The 15,026-nt window shown below is 54.2% G+C and carries 13 protein-coding genes; 10 read left to right on the forward strand and 3 right to left on the reverse strand.

The genetic code is table 11. The features are described 5' to 3' along the window. Positions 1 to 39 precede the first annotated feature (39 nt). Both ACT3RP_RS08755 and ACT3RP_RS08760 read right to left on the reverse strand, forming a co-directional pair. Positions 40 to 396: an HlyU family transcriptional regulator gene (locus tag ACT3RP_RS08755; RefSeq protein ID WP_441684425.1), complete on the reverse strand. Its 357-nt coding sequence runs from the start codon at positions 394 to 396 to the stop codon at positions 40 to 42. 78 nt (positions 397 to 474) lie between these two features. Further along, positions 475 to 1,695 (reverse strand): argininosuccinate synthase, encoded by a 1,221-nt coding sequence (locus ACT3RP_RS08760; RefSeq protein WP_096280255.1) that lies wholly within the window; start codon positions 1,693 to 1,695, stop codon positions 475 to 477. A gap of 226 nt (positions 1,696 to 1,921) precedes the next feature. On the opposite strand from ACT3RP_RS08760, the gene rnt reads away from it, so the two are divergent. Then, a complete protein-coding gene (rnt, locus tag ACT3RP_RS08765; protein ID WP_096280258.1) occupies positions 1,922 to 2,590 on the forward strand; it encodes a ribonuclease T in 669 nt (222 codons plus the stop codon). 153 nt (positions 2,591 to 2,743) lie between these two features. Beyond that, the gene (locus ACT3RP_RS08770) at positions 2,744 to 4,003 is read left to right on the forward strand and encodes a 6-phosphofructokinase (protein WP_096280260.1); all 1,260 of its coding nucleotides are present in this window, start codon (positions 2,744 to 2,746) and stop codon (positions 4,001 to 4,003) included. 112 nt (positions 4,004 to 4,115) lie between these two features. Here the strand turns inward: ACT3RP_RS08770 and ACT3RP_RS08775 are convergent, their stop codons facing one another. Continuing rightward, a complete protein-coding gene (locus tag ACT3RP_RS08775; protein WP_193063195.1) occupies positions 4,116 to 5,831 on the reverse strand; it encodes a bifunctional protein-serine/threonine kinase/phosphatase in 1,716 nt (571 codons plus the stop codon). 269 nt (positions 5,832 to 6,100) lie between these two features. Here ACT3RP_RS08775 and ppa point away from each other — a divergent pair, with 269 nt between their 5' ends. The 8 genes from ppa to purH all read left to right on the forward strand — a co-directional run bounded on the left by ppa (position 6,101) and on the right by purH (position 15,009). Continuing rightward, on the forward strand, positions 6,101 to 6,631 hold the full coding sequence (gene ppa / locus ACT3RP_RS08780; RefSeq protein ID WP_096280264.1) for an inorganic diphosphatase: 531 nt from the start codon (positions 6,101 to 6,103) through the stop codon (positions 6,629 to 6,631). Positions 6,632 to 6,831: 200 nt separating this feature from the next. Beyond that, positions 6,832 to 8,715, forward strand: a complete 1,884-nt coding sequence (gene dsbD, locus ACT3RP_RS08785) for a protein-disulfide reductase DsbD (protein ID WP_226938589.1) — start codon at positions 6,832 to 6,834, stop codon at positions 8,713 to 8,715. A gap of 303 nt (positions 8,716 to 9,018) precedes the next feature. Beyond that, positions 9,019 to 9,471 (forward strand): acetyl-CoA carboxylase biotin carboxyl carrier protein, encoded by a 453-nt coding sequence (gene accB / locus ACT3RP_RS08790; RefSeq protein ID WP_096280266.1) that lies wholly within the window; start codon positions 9,019 to 9,021, stop codon positions 9,469 to 9,471. 31 nt (positions 9,472 to 9,502) lie between these two features. Continuing rightward, a complete protein-coding gene (gene accC, locus ACT3RP_RS08795; RefSeq protein WP_096280268.1) occupies positions 9,503 to 10,843 on the forward strand; it encodes an acetyl-CoA carboxylase biotin carboxylase subunit in 1,341 nt (446 codons plus the stop codon). 131 nt (positions 10,844 to 10,974) lie between these two features. Continuing rightward, positions 10,975 to 11,889, forward strand: coding sequence for a 50S ribosomal protein L11 methyltransferase (prmA, locus tag ACT3RP_RS08800; RefSeq protein WP_483393644.1), 915 nt, complete (start codon positions 10,975 to 10,977; stop codon positions 11,887 to 11,889). A 99-nt stretch (positions 11,890 to 11,988) separates the two neighbouring features. Continuing rightward, complete coding sequence (gene dusB, locus ACT3RP_RS08805) at positions 11,989 to 13,026, forward strand: tRNA dihydrouridine synthase DusB (RefSeq protein WP_441684446.1); 1,038 nt, start codon at positions 11,989 to 11,991, stop codon at positions 13,024 to 13,026. Beyond that, complete coding sequence (gene fis / locus ACT3RP_RS08810) at positions 13,023 to 13,346, forward strand: DNA-binding transcriptional regulator Fis (protein WP_096280275.1); 324 nt, start codon at positions 13,023 to 13,025, stop codon at positions 13,344 to 13,346. The genes dusB and fis overlap by 4 nt, the downstream gene beginning before the upstream one ends. Before the next feature lie 64 nt (positions 13,347 to 13,410). Continuing rightward, positions 13,411 to 15,009 carry a bifunctional phosphoribosylaminoimidazolecarboxamide formyltransferase/IMP cyclohydrolase gene (gene purH / locus ACT3RP_RS08815; RefSeq protein WP_176483398.1) on the forward strand — a complete coding sequence of 533 codons (1,599 nt, stop codon included), beginning with the start codon at positions 13,411 to 13,413 and terminating at the stop codon, positions 15,007 to 15,009. Positions 15,010 to 15,026 lie beyond the last annotated feature (17 nt).

A 15,026-nucleotide genomic window follows, 5' to 3' on the forward strand; every position in this document is an offset into this window, starting at 1 on the left:
TATCACGTTGAGAGGCACATCGGCCGTTTTACACAATGACTAGCGGTCTGCGCTGTTCATATCCGTGCTATTCATTTCTGTATCACGACGCGGGTCTGGCTCGAACATGGCCTCACCCACTTCATCAATATAGCGCTGTGCTTTAGTAAGCATCATGGCGTCACACGCTTCACGGCTAGGCAGCATATCGGAACGTTCAAAGCGATGTTCGAGCATTTCCTCTGACGTACCGGGCTTGCGAATCCAACCGCTCACGCGGTATTGGCCGCTCTTATTATCGGGCTGGGGCACAATCCAGTAGCCCTTGTATTCCACCGGTTCAGCGGCATCAGTGGTAGCACCTGAGGCAGTTTGGGAATGACTACCAAAGAGTCCGGATAAGATTTTTTTAAGCATCATTATTCCTTTGCTTGTAGGACGGCGGTTCGTGCCTGCCGCCCTACAAGATAAACGCAGCGTTGTATCAGCGCTTCATTAGCTCTGTTTACGTCCTTTGCCAGCGGCAATACGCAGACGTAGCGCGTTAAGCTTAATAAAGCCTTCCGCATCTTTCTGATTGTAGGCGCCCGCGTCATCTTCAAAGGTCGCAATCGACTCATCAAAGAGCGATTCGTCAGACTTACGGCCAACAACGATTGCATTGCCTTTATAAAGCTTCATGCGCACAACGCCAGCGACGTTTTTCTGCGTTTCGTCGATAGCCGCTTGAAGCATGCGACGCTCAGGGCTCCACCAGTAGCCGTTATAGATCACTTCTGCATATTTCGGCATCAGCTGATCTTTCAGGTGAGCTTCTTCGCGGTCTAGCGTCAGTGACTCAATAGCGCGGTGGGCACGCAGCATAATGGTGCCCCCTGGCGTTTCGTAACAGCCGCGAGACTTCATGCCCACATAGCGGTTTTCTACAATATCTAAACGGCCAATGCCGTTATCGCCGCCCATTTTATTGAGCTTCTCCAGCACTTCGTGGGCTTTCAACGGCTCACCGTCGATGGCTACGATATCGCCCTTGTCAAACGTTAGCTCAACGTAGGTTGCCTGATCGGGCGCGGCTTCAGGAGAAACGCTCCAGCGCCACATATCGTCTTCTGCTTCGGCCCACGGGTCTTCCAAAATGCCGCCTTCATAAGAAATATGCAGCAGGTTGGCATCCATGGAGTAAGGCGATTTTTTCTTCTTATTGGCAAAATCGACGGGGATATTGTGTTCTTCACAATAAGCCATCAATTTTTCACGCGAGGTCAAATCCCACTCACGCCAAGGGGCGATGACTTTAACGCCCGGCTTTAATGCATAGCCGCCAAGCTCAAACCGAACCTGATCGTTGCCTTTACCGGTAGCGCCATGAGAAATGGCATCGGCACCGGTTTCGTTAGCGATCTCAATCAAGCGTTTAGCGATCAGCGGACGAGCAATAGACGTGCCTAGCAAGTACTCGCCTTCATAAACAGTGTTGGCGCGAAACATGGGATAAACGTAGTCGCGGACAAACTCTTCGCGCAGGTCTTCGATGTAGATTTCTTTTACACCAAGGGCTTGCGCCTTAGTGCGGGCGGGCTCGACCTCTTCGCCCTGACCGATGTCGGCAGTAAACGTAACTACCTCGCAGTTGTAAGTTTCTTGCAACCACTTAACGATAACGGATGTGTCCAGGCCGCCTGAATATGCCAGTACAACCTTTTTGACATCGGACATTCTTTGCTCCTCATTGACTACACGAAATTCATTAGCGAAAAAGGCACTATCATTTAGCACACGGCTAAGCGATATATCTTTGCAACAGACCTTGAGTATAGCGTTCTCAATGCCCAGCGAATACCGCCAACGACGCTTGGGGGGTAAAGCTGCTAGAATCAATCCATTCAAAGCGGTGGCATACCGCTTATCTTGACTGATTACTCGCTTTACTAAGGAGAGCTGCATGAGCGAGGCAATTGCCCGCGAATTAATGGCCCAACGTTTTCGTAGTTACCTACCCGTGGTCATTGACTTGGAAACCGGGGGATTTAATGCCCAAGGCGACGCTGTGCTTGAGATAGCCGCCGTCACGCTAACCATGGATCCGGAAGGGAACCTGCTTCCTGATGCTACCTATGCTTACCATATTGAGCCCTTTGAAGGGTCCAATGTAGAGCAGTCGGCGCTCGATTTTACCGGTATCAACCTGGACGATCCACTGCGCCGCCAAGTGGCGCTGAGCGAAGCTGACGCGTTGGGAGAGATTTTTCGTCCAATCCGTAAATCGCTCAAAGCGCATGACTGCACGCGCGCTATTTTGGTGGGTCATAACGCGGCATTTGACCAAGGCTTTTTGAACGCAGCGGTTAATCGCTGCGGCATTAAGCGTAACCCTTTCCATCCGTTTTCGAGCTTTGACACGGCAACGCTGGCAGGTTTGGTATATGGCCAAACGGTTCTGGCGCGTGCCTGCAGGGCTGCCGGCATTGAGTTTGACAATAAGGCCGCGCATTCCGCTCGCTACGATACCGAGCGTACCGCCGAGCTATTTTGCGCCATGGTTAATCGCTACAAAGACCTTGGCGGTTGGGAGTTAGCCCAGCGCGAGCAAGAGATGGATGGCCCCGATTAATCAGCGATAGCCGCTGATGCAGCCATCATAGCTTTGCACTAAACTTTGCCGCACTGCATAACCTAAGCTTAACCTGCCACCACTAGCGATTTTTCCTAGCGATGGTATATGACTTCGATTTACCCTATCCGTTTTCAAGAGATGAGACGTTCCATGGCCCAGCATAATGCCTTTTACGCCCAGTCCGGTGGCGTCACCGCCGTAATTAACGCCAGCGCCTGCGGCGTTATTGAAGCCTGCCGCCAAGCGCCCGATAAAATTGGCAAGGTGTACGCCGGTCATAACGGCATTATCGGCGCTCTAACCGAAGACCTCATCGATGTCACCCAAGAATCTGACGAAGCGATTGCCGCACTGCGCCACACGCCCGGTGGCGCTTTCGGCTCCTGCCGCTATAAGCTGAAAGATATCGATACGCATCGTGCTCAGTACGAGCGCCTGATTGAAGTCTTTAAAGCTCACGATATTCGCTACTTTTTCTACAACGGCGGTGGCGACAGCGCCGATACCTGCTTAAAAGTCTCGCAGCTTTCCGAAAAGTTGGGCTATCCGCTCACGGCCATCCATGTGCCCAAAACCGTGGATAACGATCTGCCGATCACCGATAACAGCCCTGGCTTTGGCAGCGTTGCTAAGTATATTGCTACCTCAACGCTTGAAGCGTCGCTGGACATCGCCTCTATGTGCGCGACGTCCACTAAGGTGTTCGTGCTTGAAGTGATGGGTCGCCATGCCGGCTGGATTGCCGCCGCGGGTGGGCTAGCAGGCCAAGAGGAAGGCGAGCCGCCGCACCTAATCATCTTCCCGGAAATCCCCTTCAACCGTAGAGTGGCAATGGCACGGGTTGAAGAATGCGTTAAGCAGTACGGTTACTGCGTGATAGTGGTGTCAGAAGGTGCCCGTTACGAAGACGGCACGTTCTTAGCCGATGCGGGCAATACCGATGCCTTTGGCCATCGCCAGTTAGGCGGCGTAGCACCGACGCTTGCCGGCATGATCAAACAAGACCTGGGTTACAAATATCACTGGGCGGTAGCAGACTACCTTCAGCGTGCCGCGCGCCACTTGGCGTCTAAAACCGACGTTGAGCAAGCCTACGCGGTCGGCTACGAAGCGGTAACGCTGGCGCTTGCTGGCAAAAATGCCATGATGCCGGCCATTCGCCGCATTTCTCAGAACCCTTACCAGTGGGATGTGATTTCTGCCCCACTGTCTCAGGTGGCTAACCAAGAGAAGTTCATGCCCCGCGACTTTATTAGCGCAAACGGACTTGGCATTACGCAGGCGTGCCGCGACTATCTTTCACCGCTCATCCAAGGTGAAGATTTCCCACCTTTTGAAAACGGCCTGCCTAAAGTAGCCAAGCTGAAGCTAGCCAAAGCCGAGCGCAAACTGCCGGTCTTTACGCTGTAAACAAGTAACCTAGTTCTGTAAAACAGCCCGGCAGTAAAAAGCCTAGCGGTAAAACGCACCATCAAAAACGGGGGATGACATCAATCATCCCCCGTTTTTTTATGCTTTGCGTTTAGCGCAATAGCCAGGAAAGCACCAGCAGCAGCAGTAAAATCCCCGCGACGCCCTGCCAGAAACGTCGTGGCTCCTGACGGCTTTCATCTTGAGCAGAGCGACGGCCAAGCGGCACGCGTATCGCATGCATAAACTCTGACATGCGCCTAAAGCGCAGCGCTCGCTGTGGATCCAGCGCACGGCGCAGTGCATCGTCTAAGTCGGGGGAGATTTCAGGGTTCGTGGTGCGTGCGCTGCGAAACGACAGCTCTTCAAGGTCGGTATGGCTGCGCAGCCGATTTGGCGTCAATGTATAGGGCAGAGCCCCGGTCAACAGCCAATAGACAGTTGATGCTAACGAATATTGATCGCTGCGACGGCCGATGGCATCTCCTAGGGCATACTCTGGCGCAGTGTGCTCGTTGAGGCCAACTTGACTGAGCAGCTCGCCAGAATGTCGATGTCCTTCGCCATCCCGCATGTGGCAAGCGCTAAAGTCTGTCAATACCAGCTTACCGTGTAGATCGATTAGAATATTATCAGGGCTAATTTGCTGATGAATAATATCTCGGTGATGCAGAGCCTGCACCGCCTTACCAAGCTGATTGGCGATATCAAGCCGCTGCACCAAGCTCGCCTGCGGATGGCGTTCTGCCCACTGGCGAAGCGTTTCTCCCTCGATATGCTGCATAAGGTAGTAGAGGTAGCGACGCGAACGAGACCGCTCCATTACTTTGACGACAAAGGGAGAATTAACGCGCTCTACGACCCACTGCTGCAGCAAAAAATGCTCAAGGTAGGCATTGCGCAACGAAAGCTCGGGGCTTGGTGCTTTCATCACCATTTCACGCTCGGTGTGCACATCGCGAACGCGATAAACGCGAGACTGCGCGGTTCGTGACAGCACCGCGAGCACCTCAAGGCCATCTAAGCGATCGCCCGGCGCCAGCTCAGGCGGAATGGGCAAATCGCCATAAAGCTGCCCAGGGCGCTCGGTTGTTTCCTCCGGCAGTTCATCTATGCGAACTAGCTGGAAGCAAAATTGATCGCCTCCATAGCCACGCTCCTGAGCGCGCTGCTTCGCCTCATCCGCTAAACGCTCACAGGCAGCGTCTAAATCGCTCGCGTCTTGGCGAATCAAGCGCACGTAGTCCGAAGGCAGTAACGTGCCGCGCACACCCTGGGTAGTGAAAAGAAATAAATCGCCCTGTTTCAACGCTATATGGGTGTAATCAATGTCGACACTGCCGTCCATGCCCAGTGCCCGCGAAGGATAGCGGTAGCCGCCCACGTCCGTCACGTGATCGCGGCTTAGCTGCTCAAACTCTGCGCCGCGCAAGCGAAAGACCAGCGTATCGCCCATATGAAATAGATGAGCTTCACGGCCGCGAAAGACCATGGCGGACATAGAGGAAACGAAGCTGCCCTCTTTAACATGCTGGCTTTGGCTATAGCACCAGCTATTCAGTGCGCGCAGGACGCGGGTGGCAGATGTTTTGACATCCCAGTGATCAGGCGTTGAAAAATAGTCAGCCAGAAAACCGCGTACGCTTAGGTCACCGGCCTGTTTGGCCATGGTGTTGCGTGAAATCGAGTCGCTAATCACCGCACAGCCGCCTTTGGCGCGCAGTAGCGGTGCCTCAGGAAAGCGTACTGACATTGAACTGCGATGTAGGCATCGATCGGGGGCGACAAACGCTTGACCATAACTGATGAGCAACTGGGCGTGCGACAAGGCATCCTCCTAGGCTGTCGACTCGAGCACTTATGATACACACTGTGAACCAGGAGCGATGCTCACCAAACGTCTCTATCGGCCGATTCAAAGTGTCTCTCGCCTATTTAAGCGCTGAAATGTTATAAAATCGCCAACCTTTCTCAGCCTCCCGTTATGTCACATTGGCAATCGTGTAACCATATTCGTATAATTCCGGCTATCAAAGCCTCTGAAGCGATTGCTTAGCCGCAGCAAGACTCAGCCACTGTACTATCAAGGAATCAACGATGAACTTCGATAATATCCCTGCCGGAAAGGATCTCCCCAACGACGTTTACGTGGTGATCGAAATTCCAGCTAACCATGACCCGATCAAATATGAAATTGACAAGGATATGGGCGCGCTGGTCGTTGACCGCTTCATGGCCACCCCCATGTTTTACCCAGCCAACTATGGCTTCATTCCCCACACCCTAGCCGACGATGGCGATGCCCTTGACGCCTTAGTCGTCACACCGCATCCCGTTCAGCCTGGCAGCATTATCCGTGCACGCCCGGTTGGTATTCTGAACATGACCGATGAAGCCGGTGAAGATGCCAAACTGATATGTGTGCCCCATGCCAAGCTGAGCTCACTGTACGACAACATTCAGGAAGTCACTGATCTACCTGAACTGCTGCGTCAGCAAATCGCTCACTTTTTCGAGAATTACAAAGATCTAGAAAAAGGCAAGTGGGTAAAAGTAGAGTCTTGGGAAGGTGCCGACGCGGCGCGTAAAGCGATTGAAAAATCCGTTAGCGCCTATCAAAAAGCGTAATAATTAGCACCTAAGCGGGAATTCATACCCGCTTAATGCATCTAAAGGCCGCCTTCGGGCGGTTTTTTTGCGTTATCAGCCTAGCGATAAGGGCTAGCGCACGAGCGGCCGCGTCATGTCACCGCAGCGAGTAAGTCAGACGCTTAAGCTTGCGGTATGCTGTTTACCTGCATTGCGATGCCATTAATTAAGGATATACCTTGTTACCTTTTAAGCGCCTAAGCCGATTTGCTTTATTCACCCTTCTACTTATCGGACTACCGCTGATGGCTCACGCCCAGTGGTTCTCTTCCTCCAGTAATCAAGACGCATTTTTGCCCGTTATGGAGGCATTTGAACCCACTGCTTGGCATGATGACGACACCCTTTATATCGGCGTGGACATTGCTGATGAATATTACCTTTATCGCCACCAGTTTGCGGTTAGCAGCCAAATCGAGAGCGTCGACCTAGGCGAGCCTAACATCCCCCAGGGCACGTTTATTAACGATGAATTCATGGGAGATGTGTACGTATTCAGGGATCAATTAGTCTTTGAGGTCCCCTTAAGCACCCCCTACTCAGGCCCGCTTGATATCACCCTAACCTTTCAAGGCTGCGCGGACGCAGGGCTCTGCTACCCCCCGGAACAAGCTAACCTTCAGGCCAGTGAGACACAGCCACCCAGCCAATTCGCTGACTGGCAGGCCGATAACAGCAGCTCCGACGCAGCGGCCAACGCCTCAGGACAAGATACAGCTGACACCGCAACGCAGAGTGACTTTTCAGCCCCCCAAAGTGAAGACAGCCGCTTCAGCAGCTTGATTAGCAGCGCAAGCCTGCCATTGGCGCTGGGGCTATTTTTTATCGCTGGCTTAGGGCTTACCTTTACGCCCTGCGTGCTGCCGATGATTCCTATTCTGTCATCGATTGTGGTCGGCCAGAACCCTACTCGCTCTCGGGCATTTGTGCTTTCTGCCAGCTATGTATTAGGCATGTCAGTGACTTATGCGCTTGTGGGCGTATTGATGGGGCTGTTTGGCGCCGGACTTAATCTTCAGGCGCGCTTGCAGTCGGCACCGGTCTTAATCATCTTCGCGATACTCTTCTCGCTCTTTGCTTTAGCAATGTTTGGCGCGTTTAACCTCAATCTATCGCCGCGCTTAACCAACCGCATTGATGCTTGGCAGGCACGCGCTCAGCGCAGCGGCCCTGCGGGTTTAGCGGTAGCGGGCGCCCTTTCAGTGCTAGTGGTATCACCCTGCGTCACGGCGCCGTTAGCAGGCGCGTTGGTATTTATTTCGTCTACCGGGGATGCCGCGCTTGGCGGCGCAGTGCTGTTTGCGCTGGGCTTGGGAATGGGTGTGCCCCTTCTTTTAGTCGGCACGTTCGGCGCCACCTTGCTACCACGCAGCGGTGCCTGGATGAACGGCGTAAAAATTGGCTTTGGCCTGCTGCTGCTGGGGGTGGCTATTTGGATGGTAGAGCGCTTGGTCGCCGCGCCCGTCGCGCTGCTGCTATGGGCTGCGCTAGCGATTGGAAGCGCGCTCGCTTTAGGCGCTTTAAACGTCAATCAGCCGCTGGGCTGGCCGCGCGCGCGCCAAACGCTTGCGCTTATGCTACTGACTTGGGGCGTACTGCTGGTGATCGGAGCCGCCCAAGGGGGCAACAATCCGCTGCGCCCACTCGCGGCAACCCCCAATCCAGCAAACGCTGTACAGGCACAGGCACTCAGCTTCACTGAAGTCGACACATTGAGCGCTCTTGAGGATGAAATTGCTAACGCAAAAAGCAATCATCAGCCGGTGTTTGTGCACTTTACTGCCGACTGGTGCATTTCATGCAAATTAATGGAACGCGATGTATACCCAGATGCACGCGTTACCGCAGCGTTAAGTGGCTATAAGCTGATTGCCGCCGATGTCACGCACACCGATAGCAACAGCCGAGAGCTACTAGACCAGTTCAATTTATTTGGTCCGCCCAGCCTGCTATTTTTTAATCAAGGCCAGGAACTGCGCGATGCCCGCATTCAGGGCGAAGTAACCGCCGACCAGCTTCAGCAACATCTTGAATCTGTCAGCCAGTGGATAGCGGCCCAGTGACATGCATGAAGGGCTCGTACCGTGGATATCGCCGGCCAGATACTGCCCAGCATCCTCTAAGGCTACGTCAACGCTTGCCGGGCCGGCTGCTGGACATCGTGGCACTTTTTCGGCAAACTCCGCTCCCATATTAGCTAAAAACTTCCTTTTTAGGGGTGAGAACGAGGTAACGTTCACTAACATGCCGCGTTCTCTTCATTTTAAAATCTGGTTTACTGCGCTAGTTCAGCGCCGCATAGCACCTCCGCTTAGAGGCTGAGTTTGCTCTGTGACTACCTTTTATGACATTGATGGGGCTATGCCATGGATATCCGCAAAGTTAAGAAACTGATTGAGCTTCTCGAAGAATCCAATATTAGTGAGATTGAAATTCAAGAAGGCGAAGAATCAGTCCGCATAAGCCGCCATCCGAACGGTGCGACTTGGCAGCAGCAGCCAATGCCCCAGTATGCGCAGCCAACCTATGCGCCGGTCGCAAGCGCACCGCCTGCGGATATTGAATCTGCCGGTGTAAGCTACCGTGGTGAAGCAGTTAACTCACCGATGGTTGGCACCTTTTATCGCAGCCCAGCACCGGGCGCTAAATCCTTTGTGGAAGTAGGCGACACCGTTAAGCAAGGCGATACCATATGTATCATTGAAGCCATGAAGATGATGAACCAGATTGAAGCTGACCGTGACGGCGTGGTGGAAGCTATTCTGGTGGAAGATGGCGAGCCGGTGGAATTCGATCAGCCTATGATCGTTATCGCTTAATCTTTCATTTTCAACACGGGTGGACTCTCCCATGCTGGACAAGGTATTAATCGCGAATCGCGGCGAGATTGCCCTTCGTATCCTACGGGCCTGTAAAGAACTGGGCATTAAAACCGTCGCGGTACACTCCAAAGCTGATCGTGAACTCATGCACGTTCGTTTGGCAGATGAAGCCGTTTGTATCGGACCGGCATCGTCAGCGCAGTCTTACCTGAATATACCGGCCCTTATCAGCGCAGCCGAAGTGACTGACTCAACGGCCATTCACCCGGGCTATGGCTTTCTGTCGGAAAACGCCAACTTTGCCGAGCAGGTAGAGCGTTCAGGCTTTACTTTCATAGGGCCTCGCGCAGAAACGATTCGCCTGATGGGTGATAAAGTCAGCGCGATTCAATCGATGAAGGAAGCCGGTGTTCCTACGGTTCCAGGCTCCGATGGGCCACTCGGCGATGACGATGCTGTCAATCTAGCGACGGCTATGCGTATCGGCTATCCGATCATCATCAAAGCAGCCTCTGGCGGCGGCGGGCGTGGCATGCGTGTGGTGCATACTGAAGGCCACCTGCTGTCGGCGATTACCGTTACGCGTACCGAAGCACAGGCGGCGTTTGGTGACGGCACGGTCTACATGGAAAAATTCCTTGAGAAACCGCGTCACGTAGAAGTGCAGGTGCTGGCTGATGGCCAAGGTAACGCTATCCATCTTTATGATCGCGACTGCTCTCTTCAGCGCCGTCATCAAAAAGTGCTTGAAGAAGCCCCAGCCCCAGGCCTTGATCAGAAAGCGCGTGAGCAGGTGCTTGAAGCCTGCCGTCAGGCGTGCATTAAAATCAATTACCGTGGCGCCGGCACCTTTGAATTCTTGTACGAAGACGGCAAGTATTTCTTCATTGAGATGAATACCCGCGTTCAAGTCGAACACCCGGTTACTGAAATGGTTACCGGCGTGGATATCGTCAAAGAACAGCTGCGCATAGCCTCTGGCCTTCCGCTGTCTATTCGTCAAGAAGACGTGAAGATCGCTGGCCACTCTTTCGAGTGCCGGATTAATGCCGAAGATGCCCGTACCTTTATGCCTTCGCCCGGGAAAGTGACGTTATTTCACTCGCCGGGTGGCCTGGGTGTGCGTATGGACTCGCATCTTTACACGGGATACACCGTGCCTCCCCACTACGACTCCCTGATCGGCAAGCTGATCACGTGGGGTGCAGACCGCGAAATTGCGCTGACGCGCATGCGCAATGCGCTTGATGAACTACTTGTGGAAGGCATCAAAACCAATATCGATCTGCAGAAAGATTTGGTTCGTGACAGCCACTTCCGCGAAGGCGGTGTCAACATCCACTACCTGGAAAAGAAACTCGGCGGCTAACGCCACTCCAGCGCTATGTTCGATACCCAACGGGGTGGCCACGTCCACCCCGTAGTTGTCTTTACGGTACTGTCTTTACTGTAGTTGTCTTTACTGTCTCTATTTTTAAATTCGCCTTGCGGAGAACCTGCATGCCCTGGCTTCAACTCAAAGCTCATGTCGCACCCGAGCAAGCAGAATTTCTGGAAGAGCTGCTGCTCGAAGAAGGCGCGACTGCCATTGGCCTTCAAGATGCCCACGACGACCCGGTATTTGAGCCTGAGCGCGGCACCACTCCGCTTTGGCAAGATACGATTCTGACGGGGCTTTATGATGACCTTGAAGGCGTTGACGACATGCTTACGCGCATTGAGGCGGCCTGGTCGGAGCACATGCCGAGCGAACCCTGCCCCACGATCGAGTATGAGCTACTTGCCGACCGCGACTGGGAGCGTGAGTGGATGGATGATTTCACCCCTCTACGCATGGGCCAGCGGCTATGGATTGTGCCCAGCTGGCACGAGCCGCCTGAGGCAGACGCGGTCAACCTGATTCTAGATCCAGGCCTTGCGTTTGGCACCGGCACGCACCCGACTACCGCGCTGTGCCTAGAGTGGCTGGATGAACTGGCAGTGGCTGGCCACTTAGCGCAGCAGCATGTACTTGATGTAGGCTGTGGCTCGGGCATTCTCGCTATCGCCGCCCTAAAGCTTGGCGCACACCATGCCGACGCTACCGACATTGATCCCCAGGCATTGCAAGCTAGTCGTGATAACGCAGAACGTAATAGCATTGCCGAACAGCAGCTATCGCTTTATTACCCTGAGCAGTTAAGCGATGACGTTCGTTATCCTGTCGTAACCGCTAACATACTGGCGGGCCCACTGGTTGAGCTAGCGCCGATGATTGCCGGGCACGTGGCCCCAGGTGGGCGCATTGCGCTATCGGGTATTTTAGCCAATCAGGCCGACGATGTTCAGCAAGCCTACACGGCCCAGGGCATCATCATGCAAGAGCCGGTGATTCGTGAAGGCTGGGTAAGGCTCTCAGGCCAGCGCCCAGATTAAAGCACCCTGCGGCCTTCAACCTAACGGCGAGTAGGCGTATCATACGCACCCTTGAAAGCGCTTACTCGTCGCCAGACCAGCATCCACATAGCCTACGCCATGACGTTAATGAACACCCTACCCAGCATTGGTCGTTATCGATTATCAAATCGCGTAATCCTGGCACCAATGGCCGGCGTTACCGACCGCCCCTTTCGTCAGCTATGCCGACAGCTGGGTGCTGGCTGGGTGGTGGGCGAAATGGTCACGTCAGACCCTAGCCTATGGCATACGCGTAAATCACAGCTGCGAATGGACCACCAGGGCGAGCCAGACCCGCGTGTGGTGCAAATTGCGGGTGGTGATGCTGATATGCTTGCCCAGGCAGCCCGCCTGAATGCTGAACTAGGTGCTCAAATTATTGATATTAATATGGGCTGCCCCGCTAAGAAGGTGTGTAATAAAGCGGCAGGGTCTGCCCTGCTTCGCGATGAAGCCTTGGTCGCTGACATTTTGCAGGCGGTGGTGGGCGCCGTTGATATTCCCGTGACGCTTAAAATCCGCACGGGCTGGTGCGCGGCATCGAACAACGCCCTGCGCATTGCTCAGTTGGCCGAGGCCGCAGGCATTCAAGCGCTAGCCGTACATGGCCGACATCGCGAACAGCGCTATACTGGACAGGCAGAGTACGACACGATTGCCGACATCAAATCTCGTCTCTCGATACCGGTGATTGCTAACGGCGACATAACAAGCCCTGAAAAAGCCGCCGAAGTGCTCGCTTACACCGGTGCTGATGCTGTCATGGTAGGCCGTGGTGCGCAGGGAAATCCGTGGATATTTCAACAGATCAACCACTATTTCCAGCATGGCACGCGAATGGCGCCACCCAGCCTAGCCGAGCGCCAGCAGGTGCTTAATGGGCACGTTGGCGCACTGCATGAATTTTATGGTGACACGATGGGCGTACGCATAGCGCGTAAGCATGTCGGCTGGTACCTCAGCGACGACCCGCGCTTTACGCCGCCTCAACAGCACGCGCTGAAGCAGCAGTTCAATGCGTTAGCATCACCCGAAACGCAATTTGATTGGATCAACGACGCGATGGCTCCCGATGCCGCCACACGTTTGCTAGCCAAAGGAAGCTATGCTGCATGACCGAACGCGATCTTCTCTCTAGCGATACTGTTTCTCACCTCACCCGCATGCTGGCTAATCCAACGGTGAGCACACCACCGCAGCCTCTGCGGGAGGCCGTGGAAACAGCGATGCGCCGCTACTTCGAGCATCTCGATGGCAGCCAGGCAACTGACCTATACGCCATGGTGATGGCCGAAGTAGAAGCTCCTTTACTGGCCTGCGTCTTGGAGCATACTGACGGCAACCAGACCCGGGCCGCTGATGCACTGGGCCTGAACCGCGGCACCCTGCGTAAAAAGCTAAAGCTTTACGGACTTATCGAAGGCGACGCCCCATAACACTGGGGCGTTGTTGTTTTTATTTACCCACGTTGACTTCACAACGCTGCACACGAGCATCCTCATGGCTGATAACCCTACTTTGACTGACAGTAACGCTACTCCCGTCCGCCGCGCCCTTCTGAGCGTTTCTGATAAAACTGGCATTGTAGAATTCGCCCGCGGCCTAACTGAGCATGGCGTTGAACTGCTTTCAACCGGTGGCACTTTCCGGCTATTGCAAGAAAATGCCATTGCGGTGAAAGAAGTGTCTGAACATACCGGCTTTCCCGAAATTATGGATGGTCGTGTCAAAACGCTTCACCCCAAAATTCACGGCGGCATTTTGGCACGGCGCGGCCAGGATGATGCGGTCATGGCCGAAAACGACATTACCCCTATCGATATGGTCGTCGTTAACCTCTACCCCTTCGCCGCGACTGTCGCTAAGCCTGATTGCACGTTAGAAGATGCTATCGAGAATATCGATATTGGCGGCCCTACCATGGTACGCGCCTGCGCTAAAAACCACGCGCATACAACAATCGTCGTGAATACCGCTGACTACGCCCGCGTGCTTGGTGAGCTGGCCGCTCAAAATGGTCAAGTAAGCACGGCAACGCGGTTCGATTTAGCGGTCAAAGCATTCGAACACACCGCCGGCTATGATGGCGCTATTGCCGACTACCTGGGCCGCAAGGTTGACGCTGCAGACGAAGCATTTCCCCGCACCTTTAATCTTCAGCTGCATAAAAAGCAGGATATGCGTTACGGCGAAAATCCCCATCAGCAGGCAGCGTTCTACGTTGACCCGCAGGCTAGCGAGCCAAGCGTTGCCACGGCAAAAATGCTGCAAGGCAAACCGCTATCGTATAACAACGTTGCCGATACCGATGCGGCGTTTGAATGCGTCAAGGCTTTTAAAGAGATCGCCTGTGTGATCGTCAAACATGCCAACCCCTGCGGCGTTGCCGTTGGTTCAACAGCGCTAGCGGCTTATGACAAAGCCTTCGCCACCGACCCTACCAGCGCATTTGGCGGCATCATTGCCTTCAATACAGCGCTGGACGCTGAAACCGCCCAGGCAATTATCGATCGCCAGTTTGTCGAAGTAATTATCGCCCCCGGGATTAGCGATGACGCTGCCGCCATTGTGGCCAGCAAGCAGAACGTTCGCCTACTGGATGTCAGCGATCATTGGTCAGGCGAACACCAGACTGCATTTGATCTCAAGCGCGTCAACGGTGGGCTATTAGTACAAGAGCGCGATGAGGGAATGGTGGCACGCGAGGACTTGACGGTTGTCAGCCAGCGCGCTCCCAGCGAGCAAGAACTGCGCGACCTAGCCTTTGCTTGGCGAGTGGCTAAGTTCGTTAAGTCCAACGCCATTGTGTATGCCAAAGATGGGCAAACAGTGGGCGTGGGCGCAGGACAAATGAGCCGCGTTTACTCAGCCAAAATTGCGGGCATCAAAGCCGCAGACGAAGGCCTTTCAGTGCCTGGGTCGGTCATGGCATCTGATGCCTTCTTCCCGTTCCGTGATGGCATTGATGCCGCGGCAGCAGCGGGTATTACCGCGGTCATTCAACCCGGTGGTTCAATGCGCGATCAGGAAGTGATCGACGCCGCCAATGAAGCAGGCATTGCCATGGTATTTACCGGCATGCGCCACTTCCGCCACTAAGCCTTTTCACTAGCACC

Source organism: Halomonas sp. AOP5-B2-8 (assembly GCF_052376475.1).
GTDB classification, from domain to species: Bacteria; Pseudomonadota; Gammaproteobacteria; order Pseudomonadales; family Halomonadaceae; genus Vreelandella; species Vreelandella casei.

Bases quoted from the DNA above. Each gene is read 5' to 3' on its own strand.
- ACT3RP_RS08755 (WP_441684425.1), bottom strand. From the start codon at position 396: ATGCTTAAAAAAATCTTATCCGGACTCTTTGGTAGTCATTCCCAAACT.
- ACT3RP_RS08760 (WP_096280255.1), bottom strand. From the start codon at position 1,695: ATGTCCGATGTCAAAAAGGTTGTACTGGCATATTCAGGCGGCCTGGAC.
- rnt (WP_096280258.1), top strand. From the start codon at position 1,922: ATGAGCGAGGCAATTGCCCGCGAATTAATGGCCCAACGTTTTCGTAGT.
- ACT3RP_RS08770 (WP_096280260.1), top strand. From the start codon at position 2,744: ATGGCCCAGCATAATGCCTTTTACGCCCAGTCCGGTGGCGTCACCGCC.
- ppa (WP_096280264.1), top strand. From the start codon at position 6,101: ATGAACTTCGATAATATCCCTGCCGGAAAGGATCTCCCCAACGACGTT.
- accB (WP_096280266.1), top strand. From the start codon at position 9,019: ATGGATATCCGCAAAGTTAAGAAACTGATTGAGCTTCTCGAAGAATCC.
- accC (WP_096280268.1), top strand. From the start codon at position 9,503: ATGCTGGACAAGGTATTAATCGCGAATCGCGGCGAGATTGCCCTTCGT.
- prmA (WP_483393644.1), top strand. From the start codon at position 10,975: ATGCCCTGGCTTCAACTCAAAGCTCATGTCGCACCCGAGCAAGCAGAA.
- dusB (WP_441684446.1), top strand. From the start codon at position 11,989: ATGACGTTAATGAACACCCTACCCAGCATTGGTCGTTATCGATTATCA.
- fis (WP_096280275.1), top strand. From the start codon at position 13,023: ATGACCGAACGCGATCTTCTCTCTAGCGATACTGTTTCTCACCTCACC.
- purH (WP_176483398.1), top strand. From the start codon at position 13,411: ATGGCTGATAACCCTACTTTGACTGACAGTAACGCTACTCCCGTCCGC.